Source organism: Paenibacillus sp. YAF4_2 (assembly GCF_052113225.1).
GTDB lineage: Bacteria > Bacillota > Bacilli > Paenibacillales > Paenibacillaceae > Pristimantibacillus.
On the sequence record NZ_JBFRCT010000004.1, the window covers coordinates 170,998 to 189,168 of the forward strand.

14 protein-coding genes are annotated in these 18,171 nt (G+C 48.3%); 3 read left to right on the forward strand and 11 right to left on the reverse strand.

Annotation, left to right across the window (positions count from 1 at the left end):
* Positions 1 to 44 precede the first annotated feature (44 nt).
* From AB4Y93_RS11255 to AB4Y93_RS11270, 4 genes are all read right to left on the reverse strand, one after another.
* Positions 45 to 974, reverse strand: coding sequence for a carbohydrate ABC transporter permease (locus AB4Y93_RS11255; protein WP_441891890.1), 930 nt, complete (start codon positions 972 to 974; stop codon positions 45 to 47).
* A 181-nt stretch (positions 975 to 1,155) separates the two neighbouring features.
* Positions 1,156 to 2,757 carry a response regulator transcription factor gene (locus tag AB4Y93_RS11260; protein ID WP_441891892.1) on the reverse strand — a complete coding sequence of 534 codons (1,602 nt, stop codon included), beginning with the start codon at positions 2,755 to 2,757 and terminating at the stop codon, positions 1,156 to 1,158.
* On the reverse strand, positions 2,750 to 4,486 hold the full coding sequence (locus tag AB4Y93_RS11265) for a histidine kinase (RefSeq protein WP_441891894.1): 1,737 nt from the start codon (positions 4,484 to 4,486) through the stop codon (positions 2,750 to 2,752). Before AB4Y93_RS11265 ends, AB4Y93_RS11260 begins: the two co-directional genes overlap by 8 nt.
* A gap of 57 nt (positions 4,487 to 4,543) precedes the next feature.
* Positions 4,544 to 5,677 (reverse strand): glycoside hydrolase family 88 protein, encoded by a 1,134-nt coding sequence (locus tag AB4Y93_RS11270; RefSeq protein ID WP_441892533.1) that lies wholly within the window; start codon positions 5,675 to 5,677, stop codon positions 4,544 to 4,546.
* 299 nt (positions 5,678 to 5,976) lie between these two features.
* Here AB4Y93_RS11270 and AB4Y93_RS11275 point away from each other — a divergent pair, with 299 nt between their 5' ends.
* Entirely contained in the window at positions 5,977 to 7,425 is a 1,449-nt protein-coding gene (locus AB4Y93_RS11275; RefSeq protein ID WP_441891896.1) for a family 43 glycosylhydrolase, read from the forward strand.
* Positions 7,426 to 7,708: 283 nt separating this feature from the next.
* Here AB4Y93_RS11275 and AB4Y93_RS11280 read toward each other — a convergent pair whose 3' ends face one another.
* Both AB4Y93_RS11280 and AB4Y93_RS11285 read right to left on the reverse strand, forming a co-directional pair.
* A complete protein-coding gene (locus AB4Y93_RS11280) occupies positions 7,709 to 9,403 on the reverse strand; it encodes an alpha-L-rhamnosidase-related protein (RefSeq protein ID WP_441891898.1) in 1,695 nt (564 codons plus the stop codon).
* Between the two features lie 158 nt (positions 9,404 to 9,561).
* Positions 9,562 to 10,950 carry a family 4 glycosyl hydrolase gene (locus AB4Y93_RS11285; RefSeq protein ID WP_441891900.1) on the reverse strand — a complete coding sequence of 463 codons (1,389 nt, stop codon included), beginning with the start codon at positions 10,948 to 10,950 and terminating at the stop codon, positions 9,562 to 9,564.
* 167 nt (positions 10,951 to 11,117) lie between these two features.
* On the opposite strand from AB4Y93_RS11285, the gene AB4Y93_RS11290 reads away from it, so the two are divergent.
* On the forward strand, positions 11,118 to 11,954 hold the full coding sequence (locus tag AB4Y93_RS11290; RefSeq protein ID WP_441891902.1) for an AraC family transcriptional regulator: 837 nt from the start codon (positions 11,118 to 11,120) through the stop codon (positions 11,952 to 11,954).
* Positions 11,955 to 11,961: 7 nt separating this feature from the next.
* On the opposite strand, the gene AB4Y93_RS11295 is transcribed toward AB4Y93_RS11290, so the two are convergent.
* The 5 genes from AB4Y93_RS11295 to AB4Y93_RS11315 all read right to left on the reverse strand — a co-directional run bounded on the left by AB4Y93_RS11295 (position 11,962) and on the right by AB4Y93_RS11315 (position 17,552).
* Complete coding sequence (locus AB4Y93_RS11295) at positions 11,962 to 12,732, reverse strand: response regulator transcription factor (RefSeq protein ID WP_441891904.1); 771 nt, start codon at positions 12,730 to 12,732, stop codon at positions 11,962 to 11,964.
* The gene (locus AB4Y93_RS11300; RefSeq protein ID WP_441891906.1) at positions 12,713 to 14,551 is read right to left on the reverse strand and encodes a sensor histidine kinase; all 1,839 of its coding nucleotides are present in this window, start codon (positions 14,549 to 14,551) and stop codon (positions 12,713 to 12,715) included. Before AB4Y93_RS11300 ends, AB4Y93_RS11295 begins: the two co-directional genes overlap by 20 nt.
* A 78-nt stretch (positions 14,552 to 14,629) precedes the next feature.
* Positions 14,630 to 15,658, reverse strand: coding sequence for a TRAP transporter substrate-binding protein (locus AB4Y93_RS11305; RefSeq protein WP_441891908.1), 1,029 nt, complete (start codon positions 15,656 to 15,658; stop codon positions 14,630 to 14,632).
* 101 nt (positions 15,659 to 15,759) lie between these two features.
* Complete coding sequence (locus AB4Y93_RS11310) at positions 15,760 to 17,055, reverse strand: TRAP transporter large permease (protein ID WP_441891910.1); 1,296 nt, start codon at positions 17,053 to 17,055, stop codon at positions 15,760 to 15,762.
* The gene (locus tag AB4Y93_RS11315) at positions 17,055 to 17,552 is read right to left on the reverse strand and encodes a TRAP transporter small permease (RefSeq protein ID WP_441891912.1); all 498 of its coding nucleotides are present in this window, start codon (positions 17,550 to 17,552) and stop codon (positions 17,055 to 17,057) included. Before AB4Y93_RS11315 ends, AB4Y93_RS11310 begins: the two co-directional genes overlap by 1 nt.
* Positions 17,553 to 17,754: 202 nt before the next feature.
* Between AB4Y93_RS11315 and AB4Y93_RS11320 the strand changes: the two genes are divergently transcribed.
* Positions 17,755 to 18,072: a cupin domain-containing protein gene (locus tag AB4Y93_RS11320; protein ID WP_441891914.1), complete on the forward strand. Its 318-nt coding sequence runs from the start codon at positions 17,755 to 17,757 to the stop codon at positions 18,070 to 18,072.
* Positions 18,073 to 18,171 lie beyond the last annotated feature (99 nt).

Here is an 18,171-nt window from a genome sequence, read left to right on the forward strand (position 1 = left end):
ATGCTTTTTGATAGTTTTGCCGTCAAGAGTAACCCCTCCTTTAATTATTCCTTTCCGATCTTCCAGGTCGCCGCCGTAATGACACCAATAATGGCGAAGAGCAGCCAGGATATTGCCGAGGCATAGCCCATATCATAATTTCGGAAGCCTTCCTCGTATATCCGGTAAACGAGTACGGTAGACGAGTTGTTAGGACCACCTTCGGTCAGATAAGAGATCATATCAAACACTTTGAATGAGCCGATCAGCATCGTAATGGCCAGGAAGAAAGTTGTTGGCTTAAGAAGAGGCACCGTAATCCGGAAAAATTTCTTAAGCGGTGATGCGCCGTCAATCTCGGATGCCTCATAAATTTCGTTCGAGATATTCGTCAAACCTGCCGTATAAATGATGATGGTGTAACCAAGACTCGCCCATGTGCTGATGATCGCAATCGAGAGCAGTGATGTCTTTGGATCTACCAGCCATTTGGGCGGCGAGTCAATGCCAAGCTGCAGCAGTATCTGATTAATCGGGCCAAGAGACGGATGAAGCAGGGCACTCCAGACAGCTGCAATCGCAATAATCGATGAGATGTAGGGGATGAAGAAAACAACCTTGAAGTAGCTTTTTAGAAAGACACTGTTATTAATAATAACAGCCAGTACCAATGCAATTGCGATCGGGATCGGAACCGTCATTACGGTATACATCAGATTGTTCTTCAGCGCCTGCAGGATAGCAGGGTCATGGAACAGCTCCTTGTAATTGCCGATTCCAATCCATTCGATACCGGAAAGGCCGGATAACATGTCCCATTTGGAGAAGCTCAGATATAACGAGAACCCGAGGGCAAATACATTAAGCAGCAGCATCCCGACAATTTCGGGAATTAGAAACACCCAGCCGACGAGTGCTTCTCTACGTGCAGGTGTCCAGAATCTCCGTTTAACCGCAGCAGGACCAGCGCCTGCCGTTTGTTTGACGACTTCCATACCATCACCTCAACTCTTATGTTGAGTTAATAATAAGGGAAGGCTCCTGTTCGGAAGCGAAGTATTCTGACTCGATACAGGGAAGATTTTGACCTCTTTGCGGCGGGAAGGAGATACATTAGGAACGCGAAAAAACCGCGCTTGCGGCGCGGCTGTAAGTAAGAGATATATTCCTATTCAGCTAAGGCTTGCGCAGCAGCTGATGCTTCTGTTTGAACTGGCTTGGTGTAAAGCCGATATACTTTTTGAACACCTTCGAGAAATAAGCTCGGTCGGAATAGCCTAATCCTACGGCCAGTGTCTCCAGCGTTTGACCTGAATTTTTCAGCATATTAGCTGCAATTTTCATCTTATACTGATGGACATAATCGGTGAAGCTGAGTCCCGACATCCGCTTGAAATAACGGGAGAAGTAGCTCGGATTCAAATACAGATATTGAGCGATATCAATAGACGTAATGTTATCCGACAGATGATCGTCGATGAACGATTGAATGACCTGCAGCCTTGGCTCTCGAGAAGTGATAGACCCTCCCGTGCGGCCTAGCTGATCCTGCGCAAGACGCTCCAGCCTTCCAATCGCCAGCTCGAGCGCATCCTCCATTGTCCTTGCTCCGTTAATATACGCATAAACATCCTCTTCTGCTTTTCTCCGCGAGAATAGAAGCTCTGCTTCACGGAGTAATTGAATAAGCTCCTCCGTAAATTCATCCGGCTCTACTTTGCGGTTTAACGTCTCCTGCCCGAAATGCAAGAATACACTGCGTATGCCCTCGATATCCTTCTCCAGAATGGTCCGCTCGAGATCACTGCGGAATACTGCACTGAAATCCTGAGGCATCGGATAAAACAACTGATCAAGAAGCTGCGAGGAAGAAGCTGCTGTTAACTGCTCTTTCTTGTAAAACTCCGGCTTTCCGCTTCGGATTTGCTGATAGACGGAACCTGCTGCCTGGAGAACAAGCTTATCCGTGACGGTAACGATCTGCAATGTAATTTTCAAATAAACGGCAACCTGCTGGAGCAGCTCCTCCAGATAGGATTGAAGATAAGCTTGATCGTTCCCCGCTAGATTCGAACGGTAATTGTACAGCACCATAAAATGATCCTGGTCGATAAATGGTGTAATCCCTTTATAAGACTGGGCAATTTCCAGTGCAATATTATAAATCGCGTACCGGATCAGTGAGATATTGCTATGGTTATAAAGCGGCTCATAGTCGGAATAGCGGAGATGAATGATCCCCATCATGAAGCAGGCATAATGCCATTCAATCCCGACCCGTGAGGCATAAGAGCGTGTCTTGTCCAAATCGGCTCCGTCCATAATCATCTGGAATAGGGCACGCTTTAACAACTCGAGACTATAAGTATCCGCATCTGCACCTCCGTCAGCCGCCGTTCGGCCTTTCAGACGGACAATCGACTTGCGCAAGCTCTCCTCAAGCTGCTCCGCCGTTAATTGGTCCTTTAATAGATAATCGTCGGCATCCAGCTTCACCGCTTGCTGGGCATAATGAAATTCCTCATGGCAGGTTAGAAAAATGATTCGGACTGTAGGTTTAATAGCTGTAAATTCTGCAGCCAGCTCAATTCCGTTCATCTTCGGAAGCCCAATGTCCGTAATGACGATATCCGGTAACGTCTCTTTGAACAGATGCAGCGCCTTCACACTGGAATACGTGCTTCCGGTAATATGCAGATCCAGATGCTCCCACTCAATCATCTGCTGCAGCACCTTAAGCATGGGGACATCATCATCAATCAGCATGACATTATACATGGGGAACCTCCTGTCTTTCATAAGGAATCGGGAGCACGAGAAACACCGTTATACCGCCCTTCGCATTGGAGCGAAGCTCCATCTCGGCAAAGCCGTAAGTCAGCTTCAAACGCTGAATCACATTCCGAAGGCCAACCCGCTCATAAGACGCATATTCTTCCGAATCTGAAGCAGTGAGCTGACGGTTCAGTAAGGCAAGCTGACCTGCATCCATACCGCTGCCGTCGTCTTCAATCTCGATAAATAGCCGGCCGTGCTCCTGGCGAGCCCGAAGGATAATGGACAGTTCGTCCTTATCATCCAGGCCATGGACGATAGCGTTCTCGACGAGTGGCTGGAGCACCAGCTTGGGTACAACAAAGCTCCGCAGCTCCGGATCCAACTCAGCTTCGAAGGTTAAAGGCATTTCGCTGCGAACCTTCATAATATCGACGTAATAGCCAAGCAGTCTGCACTCCTCAGCCAAGGAGGACGGCGTATTCACCTTCAAATAGGCACGAAGCAAGTTCATCAGCGAATCAATAATTCCGCTATGCATATGATCCTTGCTTAGAATCAGACTGCATTTGATCGAATTAAGAGTATTAATGAGAAAATGCGGCCGGATTTGCATAAAGAGTGCTTCCAGCTCCATCACCCTTTTCTGCTCCTGTTCCTGCTCAATGTTAGTAATCAGTACCTCAATCTCGTCCAGCATCTGATTAAAGGAATGGCCAAGCTCCGCAATGTCGTCTTTGCCCTTCACTTCGAGCCGCATATCCCGGTTCCCTAAGGCAAATTGCCGGGCCACGCGCTGCAGCTTTTGAATCGGACTATGAAGCTTTTTGGCGAAAAAGAGCGATATCACGGAGAACAGCAGAGTAAACACAAGTACAAGTCCGATACCGGTATAAAAGGCGCGGGAGATCTGACCAATCAAAGAATCCTCGGTCGTTTCATATGCAAGCTTCCAGTCGCTTTTATCCAGTGTTAGCTGCTGGCGGAATACGGAATTCGGTGAAGCTCCCGTTTGGAGCTTCACCTCCCCGCTGCCCGCAATCCGTTTACCGGCACCGTCAAACAAGGCGATTTGTCCAAATTCGACTTTCGCAAGCAGCTCCTTGAAGTAAGAAGCTTCAATCCCGACAAGCAGGACAGCTGTATAAGGCTTGCTGCCGCCGTCACCAATCACCCTTGCGATATAATAAGTCCCCTCGTCATCCGAGCTGTCCTGCAAAAGACCAAGCCATTGAAGCACCGTTGGTTTGGCAGCATTCACATTGTTCAGCAGTGGCTTCAGCTTGCTGTTAATGGCAGCCAAATTTTCCGAATCTGGTGATAGGATGAAGTCCGCCCGGTTCACGAGATACATATGGATGCTGTTATTCAGCGGCTTTGATGTTATAAGGGAAAAGCTGTCCTTAATCCGAACAAACCGAGTATAGTCGGTATACGTATTGAGCCTGCTTGTATCCGCAAACAGATTGAGAGATGCCCGCAGCTCAGCATCATTCACGATATAATGCGAAGCAAAAGTTACATCGTCGATCGTCCTGTCAATTTCCCCGACGATGACGTTCAGCATACTGCTATTGCTGATCTGGAACTTCTCTATCATGTTCTGTTTCAATAGGGTGTAAGATAGAATCGATACAGCGAGAATTGGAAAGATAATAAATAAGAGAAAGGACAATTGGATTCTTCGGTAGTAGGTTAATCTCGTCATGGCTGTACGCGCCTCTTTCCCCATACGATATATCCTCATTGTAGCAGTATCGGATTAACCGGAACATCCCTGAAGGATTGGTTAATACCGGTTCCTCTCATACCAATAACCACTGATTCCTCTCTCAAGCCGAAGCAAAGCTTCTAAATAGAAGTAGTCTCCCCAAATCATATATTCATCCGGCGCCTGGCCGCCCCTTACATGATAAGAACCATGCTTTAGCAGACCTTCCGCTTCCTCATCTTCGCTTGTTGAATAATTGCGTACCAAAGCTTCCATCGAGTGCTGCAAACCATTCTGAAGATAAGTAATCTGATTATCTTGTTCATCAAGATGCGATAATAATTCAAGCAGCCCTGCTGCCGCAATAGCTGATGCCGAGCTGTCCCGATAGGCCTGTTGCCCTGGCGGCAGATGGAAATCCCAATATGCCACTCCATTCTCCGGCAGATGCTTCAGAAAGTAGATGGCCATCCGTTTCGACGTTTCTAGGAATAGCGGATCCCCCGTATAGCGGTAAGATAAGGCAAAACCATAAATCCCCCAGGCTTGACCACGTGTCCAGGTCGAACCGTTGCTGAAGCCTTGATGGGTTGCACCGCCTACCGGTTCACCAGTCTGCTGGTTGAAGAAAAAGGTATGATAGGAGCTGTCGTCTCCTCTAACCAGATACCGTCTGCTTTTCTCCGCTTGCGCTTTTGCTGCTTCCTGATAGGCCGGATTGCCAGTCTGCTCGGATGCCCAATAAAGAAGCGGCAGATTAAGCAAACAATCGATAATAATCCTTCCACCTTCAACTACGTCACCCTCTGGTCCCCACGCTTGGAAAAAACCGCCCGGCTCGCGCCAGCGCTTCATCATCTTATCGGCTGCCTCTAAAGCCAGCTCCTTTGCTGCCTCATCTCTTTCCACGATCCATTGCGCCTTGGCAGACAAGGAGTACAGGAAGCCGATATCATGATGATCCAGGACGACATTTTGCTCCATTCTATGCCTAAATCTGATGGTTGTCTTACGAGCCGCCTCTCTCAACCTTTCATCTCCCGAATATTCATAGCTCATCCACAAGAGCCCGCTCCAGAAGCCGTTTGTCCAATCATTATTATCTATTAAGGTATAATGCTTTCCTTCACCTACGTGAGGGTAAGCATCGCCGAATTTTTCCGCATTACGTGTTATTTTGGCGATTGCATCTTCGATTGCCATCTTCCACATCATTATTCGCCCTTTCTGCCGCTTGCTTGCAAGTTTTCACTATCGTAATCGAATTAGAGGAACGGAAGAGCGACAACTTTTGCTTGGGACGTGTAAAATTTTGACCTTTTTCTATCTGCCTCGATATCAAAAACAATCCAAATGAACTGTCATAATCCATGAAAGCGCTTGTAGAATATTAGAGTCGGTCGACGTGCAGCAAACCGTCTTGACCTGCTGAAGGGAGTGATGAAACGGGTTTCATGATTCTTGTGTAACCAATAAGAAGAAAACCCTATTCGAGCGGAGGCTGTTAGAAGATGACTCAAGTTCACCGTGTTTCGAAGCTATTGATCAGTATTGCTTTACTGTTAGCCTTGTTTCTTACTGCACTGCCTAACGTGAGTCATGCTGCAAGCGTTACCATTACGAATGGTCCAGTATGGAATGATACAACGGGCGGATCCATTCAAGCCCACGGAGGAAGTATTATTAAAGTCGGCTCCACCTATTACTGGATTGGTGAAGATAAGCTGAACAATTCTGCCAACTTCTCGAATGTGGTCTGTTACTCCTCCACTGACCTGAAGAACTGGGCTTGGGTCAGCTATCCGCTTAAGACGACTTCCGCTGCAGAGCTTGCTTCGAGCAAAATCGAACGACCAAAGGTCATCTATAATTCCACAACGGGCAAATACGTCATGTGGATGCATTATGAGAATGGTACCGACTACAGCCTTGGCAGAGTAGCCGTTGCGTCGAGCAGCTCCGTCTGCGGCAGCTATACATATCACGGCAGCTTCCGCCCGATGAATTATGAATCCCGTGATCTCACCGTCTTCAAGGATGACGACGGAACAGCTTACCTCGTCTCCGCTTCCAACAAAAATGGCGGGGCTAATGATTCAATGGCCATCTTCCAATTGAGCTCGGATTACCTGAGCGTAGCTTCGTTCAAAACTTGGTATTCAGATAACGGCTACAGAGAAGCACCAGCTGTCGTGAAGCAGGGCGGCAAATACTTCTTAATCACTTCACAGGCTTCCGGCTGGTATCCGAACCAGGGCGGCTACTCAACCGCAACCTCAATGGCGGGACCTTGGACTGCGGTTGCACCTTTAGGCAACACTTCTACCTTTGCTACACAATCTACTTTTGTCCTGCCTATTCAGGGAACCTCTACAACCTCGTATCTGTACATGGCCGACCGGTGGAATTCCAGTGCACTTGGAACCTCCCGGTATATCTGGCTTCCGCTTACCTTGAACGGCTCAAGCGGTACGGCCTCCCTGGAATGGTACAGCAGCTGGAATCTTGATGCGGCAACTGGTTCGATCACCTATCCCTCCACCTTAACGAATCTGTCTCAAGGCAAGACAGCCACCGCCAGCACATCAGCCTCCGGCTATGCGGCAAGCAATGCCAATGACGGCAATTATCAAACGAGCTGGAAAGCATCCGCCGCTACCTGGCCTTCCTGGTGGCAGGTGGATCTAGGCTCGACTAAGACCGTCAAGGAAATCGATATTTCCTGGTATATGGTAAAGGGCTCGGAAGGCTATCACCAGTATAAAATTGAATACAGCACCAACGGCACTAGCTATACAACTATCGACCGAACGTCGAATACAACCTACGGCTTCACAACCGACAGCTTAAATATTTCAGCTCGTTATATTAGGATCCAGCTCGTTAACGCAGTACTCTGGAACAATCCGAGCAACTGGTATACGCCGACCTTATGGGAGGTTAAGGTGCTGGGCAGCTAACTAAAAAGGCGGTGCAGGAGAATGATCCTGCACCGCCTTTTTGGCGTGAGCGAGTGCTGCGCTGGATTCTATCCAACGTAATTTCCCCAAGGGAGTAACACTCTCGATTACGTTGGATTTCATACAGTAAAATGAACTATTTCATCGGAGTAACCGCTTGAAGGATTCAATTATACTGGATAGAATCCAGTATAAAGATAGTTAAGCAGCTACACGGTATAAATATAATGGATGGTATCCAGTGTACGAGCAAGAAATCATGCTGCTGAGCTAACCTGTAAATCTAATCTGTAACCACGATCACTCCAGACGGCACCGTATATTCCGTCCGGACGCTGCCATCCGCCTCCCGCTCATGCCGAACATGGATGAGGCCATGTGGCGTTGGATAAGTGCCCTCCGCCCACGCCAGATCGGCCAAGTGTGGACGAATTCTAACCTTGCGGAATCCAGGCGCGAGGGGGCTAACCCCCAGCACATATTCTGACAGCCATGCCGTTGGTCCGGATGCCCAGCCATGACAGAGGCTATGCCGGTAACCCTTGTAGCAATAGCCGCCATATGTGCCGTGAACATCGATTTTGCCTGGGGGTGTCAGTTCATCAATCCTTGCCGCACCCTCCATCCACGCCATGTCGAAGTCTTCCCAGAAGGTTGTTGCTCCTAGCTCAAGCATACCACCCCAATAAGCACGAATGCTGTCTAGGCTTCCCGTAATATCTCCCGCTTCTGCTCGGACGCGAAGCATGTAATAACCATAGAAGGTCGAATAACCGCTTGGCGCTTGAGGTGCAATAACCTCCCGGTTAGCGGCAACAGGATCCATCAGTCCAGCAAGTGCCTGCAATGCAGATGCCTGTTTACTATCTGCATGATGCGGAATATTCTTTTGCAGACGCCGTTCCAGTGCTTCGCATTGCTCAGCAGTCTCTTCCTCGCCAAACAATCGGCAAAGCCTTGCCCCTGCTTGCATCCCAAGCACGAATAGGGCATGGACTCCAGCAGTTACTCCAGCCGGATTAGAAGAAGCCGGCCAATCAAGGAACGGACGAAAGACGTTAATCGTGCCATCCGGTTCCACTTTGCCAATCAGCTCACGCAATAGTCCACTAATATAATCACGCTGTTCTAGCAGATAAGCTTCGTTCCCATGCTGCATATACCAGTCATGCTGGACGAGCAGCCACCAGATTGAATAAGTCGGCATATCCATGAACATAGGCAGCGGAGAACGATCCCGTTTGAAGTCCATGCTTTGCGGAACGATCTCATGCTCTCCGAACACAGCACTAATGGTGGCTACCTCAGGATGCATATCCCCTGTCCAAACCATCCGGTCCCGCTTAATGCCGTCCCACAGATAATCCTGCATGTTCAAGTGGACGGTGTAGGCACCCGTCTCCCAGATCTTCTCCAGCAAAGGATCGCTGCAGCGGAAGCTGCCCTTGTATTCTATCTCCCGGTACACAAACACGGCCTGAACGCTCTGAAGTTCGATCTCTCCTTCATCAAGCAGATCAAGGCGCACGAAACGGAACCCGGTCGTACCGAACTCGGCTCCGCCAAGCAGACTAACATCCACGATACTGTCGCGGGGCACATGATCATTGGTCGCATTTGTTGGGCCGCCTAGTTCGCTCATCGCCTCCATAGCCGATTCCCCGAACCGGACCCGCATACGTATGCTCCGTTTACGCTCTGGAGTACGACCCTCCACAACCGCAATCCGGACTCCACCATGCAGCTCCGTCCCAAAGTCCAGCAGAACGCCAGGCGACTCTCCTTTATGACGAAGAAGACACGCATTTGGCGCTTCCTTCGTCACTTGCCAGCCATTCCCGGCCAGCAGTCCCTCTGGATGAATAACCTCAGAAGTTTCTCCGCAGCCGGAGGTCCAGATCATTCGTGTTGGCTCCAAATAGGCCCGTGTGCGAGGATCAATAGTAAGCCCTCTTGCGTGAATATCTTTCATACTCATACCTTGAATTCTTCCCTTCCCTATATGTCCTGTTTAATAAATTCTACCTGGAATATACGCCGTGTCTGAAAGAAGACACAATAGACTTTATTCTGCCGAGTTATCCGAATTCCAAATGAAAGAGCCCGGCTTTCCATCTGGAAGGCCGGGCTTATCTATTATTGGTACCAGTCTTTTGGAATTCTCTCTTGTTCCTGCTCTAGCAGCTCCTTAATAATCATATCTGCATCATGAATGGAACTCACAAGCTGGTCGGTCATCATCGCTCTGCGCAGCTTGATGAAGCTCCGTTCCACAACCGCTTCTGCTGTCAGTTCATGCGTATCGAGTACAAGCTCCTGCATCCCGCGAATACCACGCGGCATCTCTCCCACATGAAGCGGCTTGATGCCATCCATGCTTACCTCACTTAACAGCTCCAGGAAAGAATCATCGTTCATGTTCGTTACAGCGCCGCTGTTGAGTGTATTAATGAAGAATCTTTTGCCCAGGTTCCCCACCATATTCTCAATAATATCCGTCGCATGATCGGGACCAAAGCTTCCCATATAACTGTTGATAGGAAGCTTCCCGGAAATAAAGTCATCAACTTGCTGCCACATCTCCTCATGGCGCTTGTAGCGATCCTCCGTCTCCCAGATCGATAATGGCGGAATCGCATCCTTCGTCACGCCAAGCCCCTGCCAGTATCTGACGTATTCTTTGGTGTGCGCCGTACAGGTAGGAATAATGCCGAAAATATCATAAAGCTCGTAGCTAATAGCATCGTTATGAAGCGCCTTGGCACCTGTATCTCCGCCATTGTTTTCCGTCCCTGCTGATTTCTTAAGCGAAGCGGCGATCGTGGACATGAAGTCCTTCCCGTCATATTCCGCCTTCAGCAGCCAAGTGAAATGATTAACCCCGGCTATACGGAAGTCGAATTTCCGGTCGATCTCCTCTGTAAATTCGCTTGGGTCTTGAATAATACCCGCTCGAACCGCGTAGTAGGCTTTTTTATGAGGCATATGATGGCTGTCGCAAAGCGCAAACGTCTTCAGATTTGGCGCATAGCGGCTTAAGGCCATCCCATGAACAGTAGACGGATTAATATAATTGATTACCCAAGCATCCGGACACAGCTCTTCGATATCTTTGGCACATTCCATAATAACCGGTAATTCTCTCATTGCTCGGAAAATCCCGCCAGGACCAATCGTATCACCTGAGCACATACGAATGCCGTATTTCAAGGAAATCTCACAATCGATGCCGCGATACTTCACTGTATCTTCCGCAAAGCTGAGGACAACAAAGTCCGCCCCCTTCAGCACATCTCTTCGATTCGTTGACCCTTCTATCTTCAGAGGCACCTGATTCTCACGCGCTACCATTTCGGCGAGTTTGACCAATTTGGCCAGTTTTTCTTCGTTTGTATCCACTAATGTTAAAGTCCCATTGTTCAAATAAGGGGAATGCACCATCTGCCAAATCGACTGACGGCCGAAAAACAAGCTGCCTGCTCCGATAACTACTACTTTTGGCTGCAACACTTTCGAATCGCTCACATTAAGCCCTCCTATTTCGGATATACCCTCATTATAGAGAAGCCTACAGAAAGCAGAATATGTGATAGTTCCACAAACATGTCAAATAGTAAGAAGATTGATGAGCTTGAAACCCGTTGATATAATGAACAAAAGCAACCGATGTCTAATAGTGGAGGTTCAATGACATGCCGGACATAGATATGGAGCTATTTAACGAGCTGTCTGAATTTATTACACTGCGCATGAAATCATGCCGAGGGGAAGAGCATAGCGGGGCTTGGATCGAGCATAAGGCACACACCGATTATGATATTTGGTTTATTCAATCCGGGACTGCCAAAATTCAGATCGCAGGTATTGAACATACGGCGAGACAGGGAGATGTCATCTTCTTTTATCCCCATATCCCTTATATAGCCTCCTCCGAGGAGGGATGCCATCTGGTCTATGTTCATTTCGATTATGGAATTGGTGCGCAGCAGCGGATCTTGAATGACTATCAGTTGTCGGGAATTATTCCGTACTCACTCATAAGTGAGGAAGCAGATCTATTCAACAAATCATTTGCTCAAATGGAGAAGCAGCATTCGGGGAACCGCTTATATCTGAAGGCCAGCCTATTAGCCGTTATTGCCAAAATCATTGAACTCCACGGACATGGCCATTATACCGGCTCTTTCCTGAACGGGAGAAGGCTGAGAAAGTCTGAGGGGTCTCTCGATGTTCTGCAGCCCATCTTCCAATATATCTATGACCATTTGAATAAATCAATCAAGATGAGTGAGCTTGCTGCGCATGCGGGGATCTCGGAGAAATATTTTATCTCGTATTTCAAAAAAGCCCTCGGCATCACGCCAGGGCAATATATCTATCAGATCAAGATGAACCAAGCCCGCGATTTTCTCTACCAAAAGAAATACACGGTTCAACAAATCGCAGGCTTTCTTGGTTATCCTGATCCATTCACATTCTCAAAAGCTTTCAAGAAATACTATAACGTGCCGCCGTCCAAGTTCGATTGAGCTGAGCTCATAAGATGCTCCGCTGCAATTGCTCCTGCTTGCGGAAATCAAGCGGGCTTTTTCCGGTTGTTCTTTTGAAGGTGCTGCTGAAGTAAGCAATGTCACTGTACCCCAGCCTCTCCGCAATTTCCGAAATACGGAGTGAGGTGCGGGCGACAAGCATCTTCGCCTCTTCCATCCGAAGACCGGCAACATAATCGGTAAAGTTCCGACCGGTATGCTGCTTGAAATATTGGCTTAAATAGCTGGCATTCATATGAACCTGGGCTGCAAGCTCAGCCAGGCTGACATGTCCGGGACGCTCGTGAATCTGCTGAAGCACCCGCTCCATAATTTCGCTTTGGCCTTCTTCCATGCCTAAGGCACTGGAGCCCTGCGAGGCCTCCTGCTTCCGTTCCTGCTCCTCCATCCATTTGCCAAGCGTCTTCGCCATCTCTTCAACCTCGACCGGCTTCATCAAATAATCAATCACTCCGCAGCGAAGAGCCTTACGTGCAGCATGAAAATCATCATAACCGCTGATGAAAACAACAGGAGGTCTGTTCTTTAAATCGGCAAGCCGTTCGATAAAGGAGACACCATCCATAACAGGCATCTTAACATCAGCCAGCACCATATCGACCGTATGTCCCTGCAGCCAGTCCAAGGCCTCGAGGCCGTTGGTACATTCCTGTACAATTTGAAAGGGCAGCTCCGTCTCGCGGAGCACCTCCCGCAGGACAACTCTTACCCAACGTTCATCCTCCACCACCAATACTTTATACGGAGATTGCGTCATGGCTGCATGCCTCCTTCAGCGGCAAAGTAATCGTTACGGTAGTCCCTGTCCCCGCTTGGCTTGTAAGGCCTAAGCCGTAACGTTCCCCAAACAAATGCATCATGCGGCGGTGGACGTTAATAATGCCGATATGTGCCCCGTCGGTCGACAGCTCCTTCTCCCGTAAGTCCCGCTCGATAAGCTTTAAACGATCAGGCTTTATACCTGATCCCGTATCAGCCACCGTAACCTTATAATCAGAACCGTTCAAGACAGCGGATATCGTAATCATCACTCTGGAAGTGCCCGTTTCCGTGCCATGAATGACACAATTCTCAACAAGCGGCTGCAGCGAGAACTTGGGAATGTACTGTTCAAGCGCCTCTTCTGGAACATGAATGCGGTAATGCAGCTTTTCCTCGAAACGGAACTTCTGGATATCCAGATACATGCAGCAAATGGCCAGCTCTTCACGAAGCGTCACAATTGGAGAGGCATGACTCAAGTTGTAGCGGAGCATTTTCGCAAGCGAGGTTACAAGCTTGGAAATATCCGTTATCCCTTGTTCAAGCGCCATCCCACGCACCGTTTCCAACGCATTGTATAGAAAATGTGGATTCACCTGCGATTGGAGCACCTTCAGCTCCATTTCCTTTTGCCTAAGCGACAGGTCTGCTTCCCGCAATTCAGAGGTGTAGACCTCCTTCATCAGCTGTTCCACCTTCTCGACCATCTGGTTGAAGTCATTGGTTAGAATACCAATCTCGTCTTTTGATTCGACCTTTGCCCGCTCCGCGAAATTACCATCCTTCACCCGCTTCATGAAAAACTGCAGCTTACGGATCGGAGCAACGATACTTGCAGCAAAGGCAGCAGCCAGCAAATAAGCCATAACCAAAGTAATCAGTACAGTAAGCAAAATCGTACGCCCAATATAAGCGACGCCCCGGTTAAGCTCCTCATTAGGCATAACCGTTACAAGATGCCAATTCAAATAGGAGGAGCGGTTAAATGTATAAAACGGCCCTTTCCCGCTTTGGAAATAACCATCATCCTGCTGCAGCATCCAATCCGCGTAGTGAAATTCTGCCTTGCTGCCAATCATAGACGGGTCCGGGTGATAAATGTACTGCCCGTTCTCGTCTACTATCGCCATATAACCCGAGCGGCCAACGGTAACATTATAGGCGATTTCCTGAATCCGTTTGAAGTTGATATCCATAATTAACATGCCGACCGGCTCCAGCGTCCTTGAATCAATAATGCGCTTTACGATCGAAATAACCGGCTCTGCAGCACTATCACCTCGGCTGGACAGACGACTGATCAGTTTAATATCACCATTCATCGGAACGGTATCATACCAAGGCTCCTGCTCCAGCTTGGCAGCAAGCTGCATATCCATCTCGTTCCCGGTATCAAAGACAGCTCTATTTTCTACCAGCAATGTAATTCGGGAAATATCCGGTCGTGAATAAGCAACATCCTTGAAATGCTGCATAATGGACGGACGAAAGGCTTGGAGCTCATCCTTGCTGTCTGCCAAAAGCATGGTCTTCATCTCAGGCTGATTGAGCAGCTTAATAGAATCGATCTCGAAATCACGGATGTAGTATTCAATATGCGATTTCACCTGCTCAATCATTTGCCAGCTGCTGCGGCTGGCAGCATCCTTCAGGCTCGCAGAGGAATTGCTATACGAGATCAGCCCCACAACCGTCAAAGGCACAACAACAAGTAGTGCCAAGAACACAAGCAGCTTGACCGTAAGCGGCCGGTCTTTCAAAAACAGCAGTTTATGCAGTGCCTGCCCTAATCGGTAAGCTTGTTTCAGGCGCATACCCGGTCCCCCCTGAATTGACGCGTCGCCAAATCCAACCTATCAGAAGGAAACCGGGAGTCAGCCTCTCTTCCTTATTTACTCGGCTTTCTCGATCGCGTCCAGAATATCGCTATAATCGGCACGGTACTTCTCAATGACCGGCTTCACCGCTTCTTGCCAAGGTGCAAAATCAGTTACCTCGGTAATCGTGACACCAGCTGCCTTAATTTTCTCTTCCGACTGCTTCTCGAATCGATCCCACTCCGCACGTTGTGTCGCTACTGACTCCTGCGCGGCTTCGCTCATAATCTTTTTATCCGCATCGGATAGTTTATCCCAAGTAATCTTGCTGACAAGCAGCACTTCCGGTACACGCTGATGCTCATCCAGAATCAAGTTTTTGGCCTGCTGATAGTGGTTGGACGTATCATAGCTTGGGTAATTGTTTTCTGCAGCATCGATGACACCCGTCTGCAGTGCGCCAAACACCTCACCATAAGCCATTGGTGTTGCATTGGCTCCAAGTGCCTCCATCAGATCGATGTTCACTTTATTCTGAATGACTCGCACCTTAAGACCCTTCATATCTTCAATACTGGTAAGAGGCTTCGTCGAATAGAAATTACGTGCGCCAGAGCTGTAATACGCAAGACCCTTCATGCGGGAAGACTCCAAGCTGCCTAGAAGCTCTTTGCCTTTGTCACTCTCAAGGAACTTCCACAAATGCTCATCACTATTGAAGATATATGGCAAGCTGAATACTTCGTATTCCTTGTTGAACCCGCCAAGTGCACCTGTGCTGACACGCGTAAGCTCAATTGCACCGAGCTGCACCTGCTCGATAACCGCTTTCTCTTCACCCAACTGAGATGAAGGGAATACCTCGACTTTGATACGACCTCCGGATTTTTCATTCACCAGCTCGGCGAACTTCCGGTCGCCTACTACTGTCGGATAACCCTCTGGATGTGTATCTGCCAGACGGAACGTATACTTAGGGCCTTCGGCGGCACTGCCTCCCGAATTGGTGCTATCGATCGTTTCTTTCGTATTAGAACTGCAGCTAGCAAGCATGATAGCAAACATAGAAACGGCTACAATAGATCCCCATTTTCCTTTGTTCATAACAGGTTTGCTCCTCTATTTTTGAATTATACGATACAGCCTTCCATTTGGGAAAGCGCATACATTGATGGATTCACATAAATAGTCCCAATTATATATAGCTACTGGACCATATTAGGCAGCCACATTACAATTCCCGGTATATAGGTCAGGATAAGCAGGACGATACATAATACGTAGAAAAAAGGCATCATCGCTTTGGTTGCTTGTGATATGGAGATGTTGCCGATGGCCGCACCAACAAACAGAACGGTTCCAACCGGAGGGGTCAGCAGCCCAATGCCAAGGTTCAGCATGAGGATAATGCCGAAATGAACAGGGTCCATGCCAATCGACGTAACAACCGGAAGCAGGATCGGCGTCATAATGAGGATAAGTGGTGCCATATCCATCGGAGCACCCAGCAACAGCAGAACGATATTAATGATGAGAAGAATAATAATCGGATTGTCTGAGATGTTCAGCATCCAATCCGTAATCATGCCCGGAACCTGCAAATAGGCAAGCACCCAGCTGAAGGCAGCAGAAGCAGCGATCAGGAACAGCACCATAGATACCGTTCGGAAAGTTCTCTTCAATATAACGGTCATACGCTTCAGCGGAATATCCCGGTAAATAAAGAAGGTAAGGATAAAAGCATACAAGCAGGCAATCGCACCGCTTTCCGTTGCGGTAAACCAACCGGTAAATATACCACCCAAAATAATGACCGCCGTGAGCAGCGACATGAAGCCGTCAAACAGGATACGCGGAACATCTTTTCGAGCGACAGGATCGCCTTTCTCATAACCACGTTTCACAGCAAAAACGTAGCTGGTTGCCATAAGCGCAGCACACATCATAATGCCTGGAACAATGCCTGCAAGAAATAAGCTTGTAATCGAGATGCCCCCACCTGCTGCGAGCGAATACAACACCAGGTTATGGCTTGGAGGTACAACGACGCCCTGAATGGCTGACGATACCGTCACACCAACTGAATAATCCGTATCGTAACCCTTCTTCTTCATGGACGGAATCATAACCGAACCAATGGAGGACACGTCTGCGATGGCCGAACCGGATATATTGCCGAAAAACATACAAGCTACGCAGTTCACCATAGCAAGCCCGCCGCGAATGCCGCCTACTATAAGCTGAGCCAGATTGATGAGGCGCAGAGCCATTTTCCCCTCACTCATGATCTGCCCTGCCAATATAAAGAATGGAATTGTAAGCAGCGAATACGAGTTCATGCCTTGTATCATAGTCTGGCCGATTGTTGCGAGCGGCACCTTCAGATACAGCAGGGTTAGGATTGAAGAACCCGCGAGCCCAAGCGCAATCGGGAACCGAAGCAGGACGAACAAGATAAAACTCCCTGCTAGTATACATGTGGCAATTGCCGTGCTGTCCATTATTCATGCCCTCCTAATTCCCGATGCCTTCTCGTATCGATTCCGATTAATTGCAGAAATGCGTAGATGCAGACTAACACGCCCGTAATCGGCATTACGAGGTACAGCAGGCTGTTAGGCCAGCCGGTTGCCGGGAGCTCGGATTCACTCATCAGCTTCGTAAAGTCCCAGCCGTAATAAATGAGATACACGCCAAAAACAAAGATGGTGATGCCGATGATTTTATCCAGCACCAGGTTAACGACCTTTGGCAGCTTTGCTGTAAAAGAATCAATGCCCATATGCAAATACTCTCGAAAGCCAAAAGCGATGCCGAGGAAAGAAAACCAGACCATAAGCAGCATCGTAATTTCTTCCGAGCTGTGAAACACAAAGTTAAATACTTTGCGGGTAAACACTTGCACGGTAACGATGATAATCATCGTTAGAAGGCCTATAAGCGTAATGGATTCCAGTACCGTGTCTATAGCCAGCGCAATCTTTTTAAGCGTTTTCATTTATCCTCCCCCTACCATTTGTAAGGCACATGGCCTGCATGTTTATTGTAGCGGCGAGGTCCCAAAAGCCGTATTTGGGTAATCTTATATTTTTTTGTAGTTTTTTTAGTTTCTTCCGATTGGCACTGCCCGAACAGGGCAAACTGCGCTACACTGCACGTATGAGAACTAGTGAAATTTCAGCTAAGGAGAGTGATTTGCGATGAGCAACATAGGAATGTGGGAAAAAGCGGAGCCCGGCGTTACCCGCTGTATTAAGCAGGCTGGCGACAGCCTGATGATGATGGAGGTGCATTTTGAACCAGGAGCTGAAGGTTATGAGCATAGTCATCCGCATGAGCAGATGAGCTACTGTATGAAAGGAAAAATAGCGTTCCGTATTAATGACGTAGAGACGGTACTCGCAGCGGGTGATACGATCTGCATCCCAAGTGGAGCGAAGCATGGTGTAATGGCGCTGGAAGCATCCATCCTGCTGGATGTGTTCACGCCGGTGCGTGAAGATTTGCTAAAGCGTTAGCGTATGTAGATAAAAAAAGACCACAATAGACTCATTTCCGGTTATACACCAATTTCCGAAATGCTTAGTGTGACTAGGTTTATCGATTGGAATACGGTT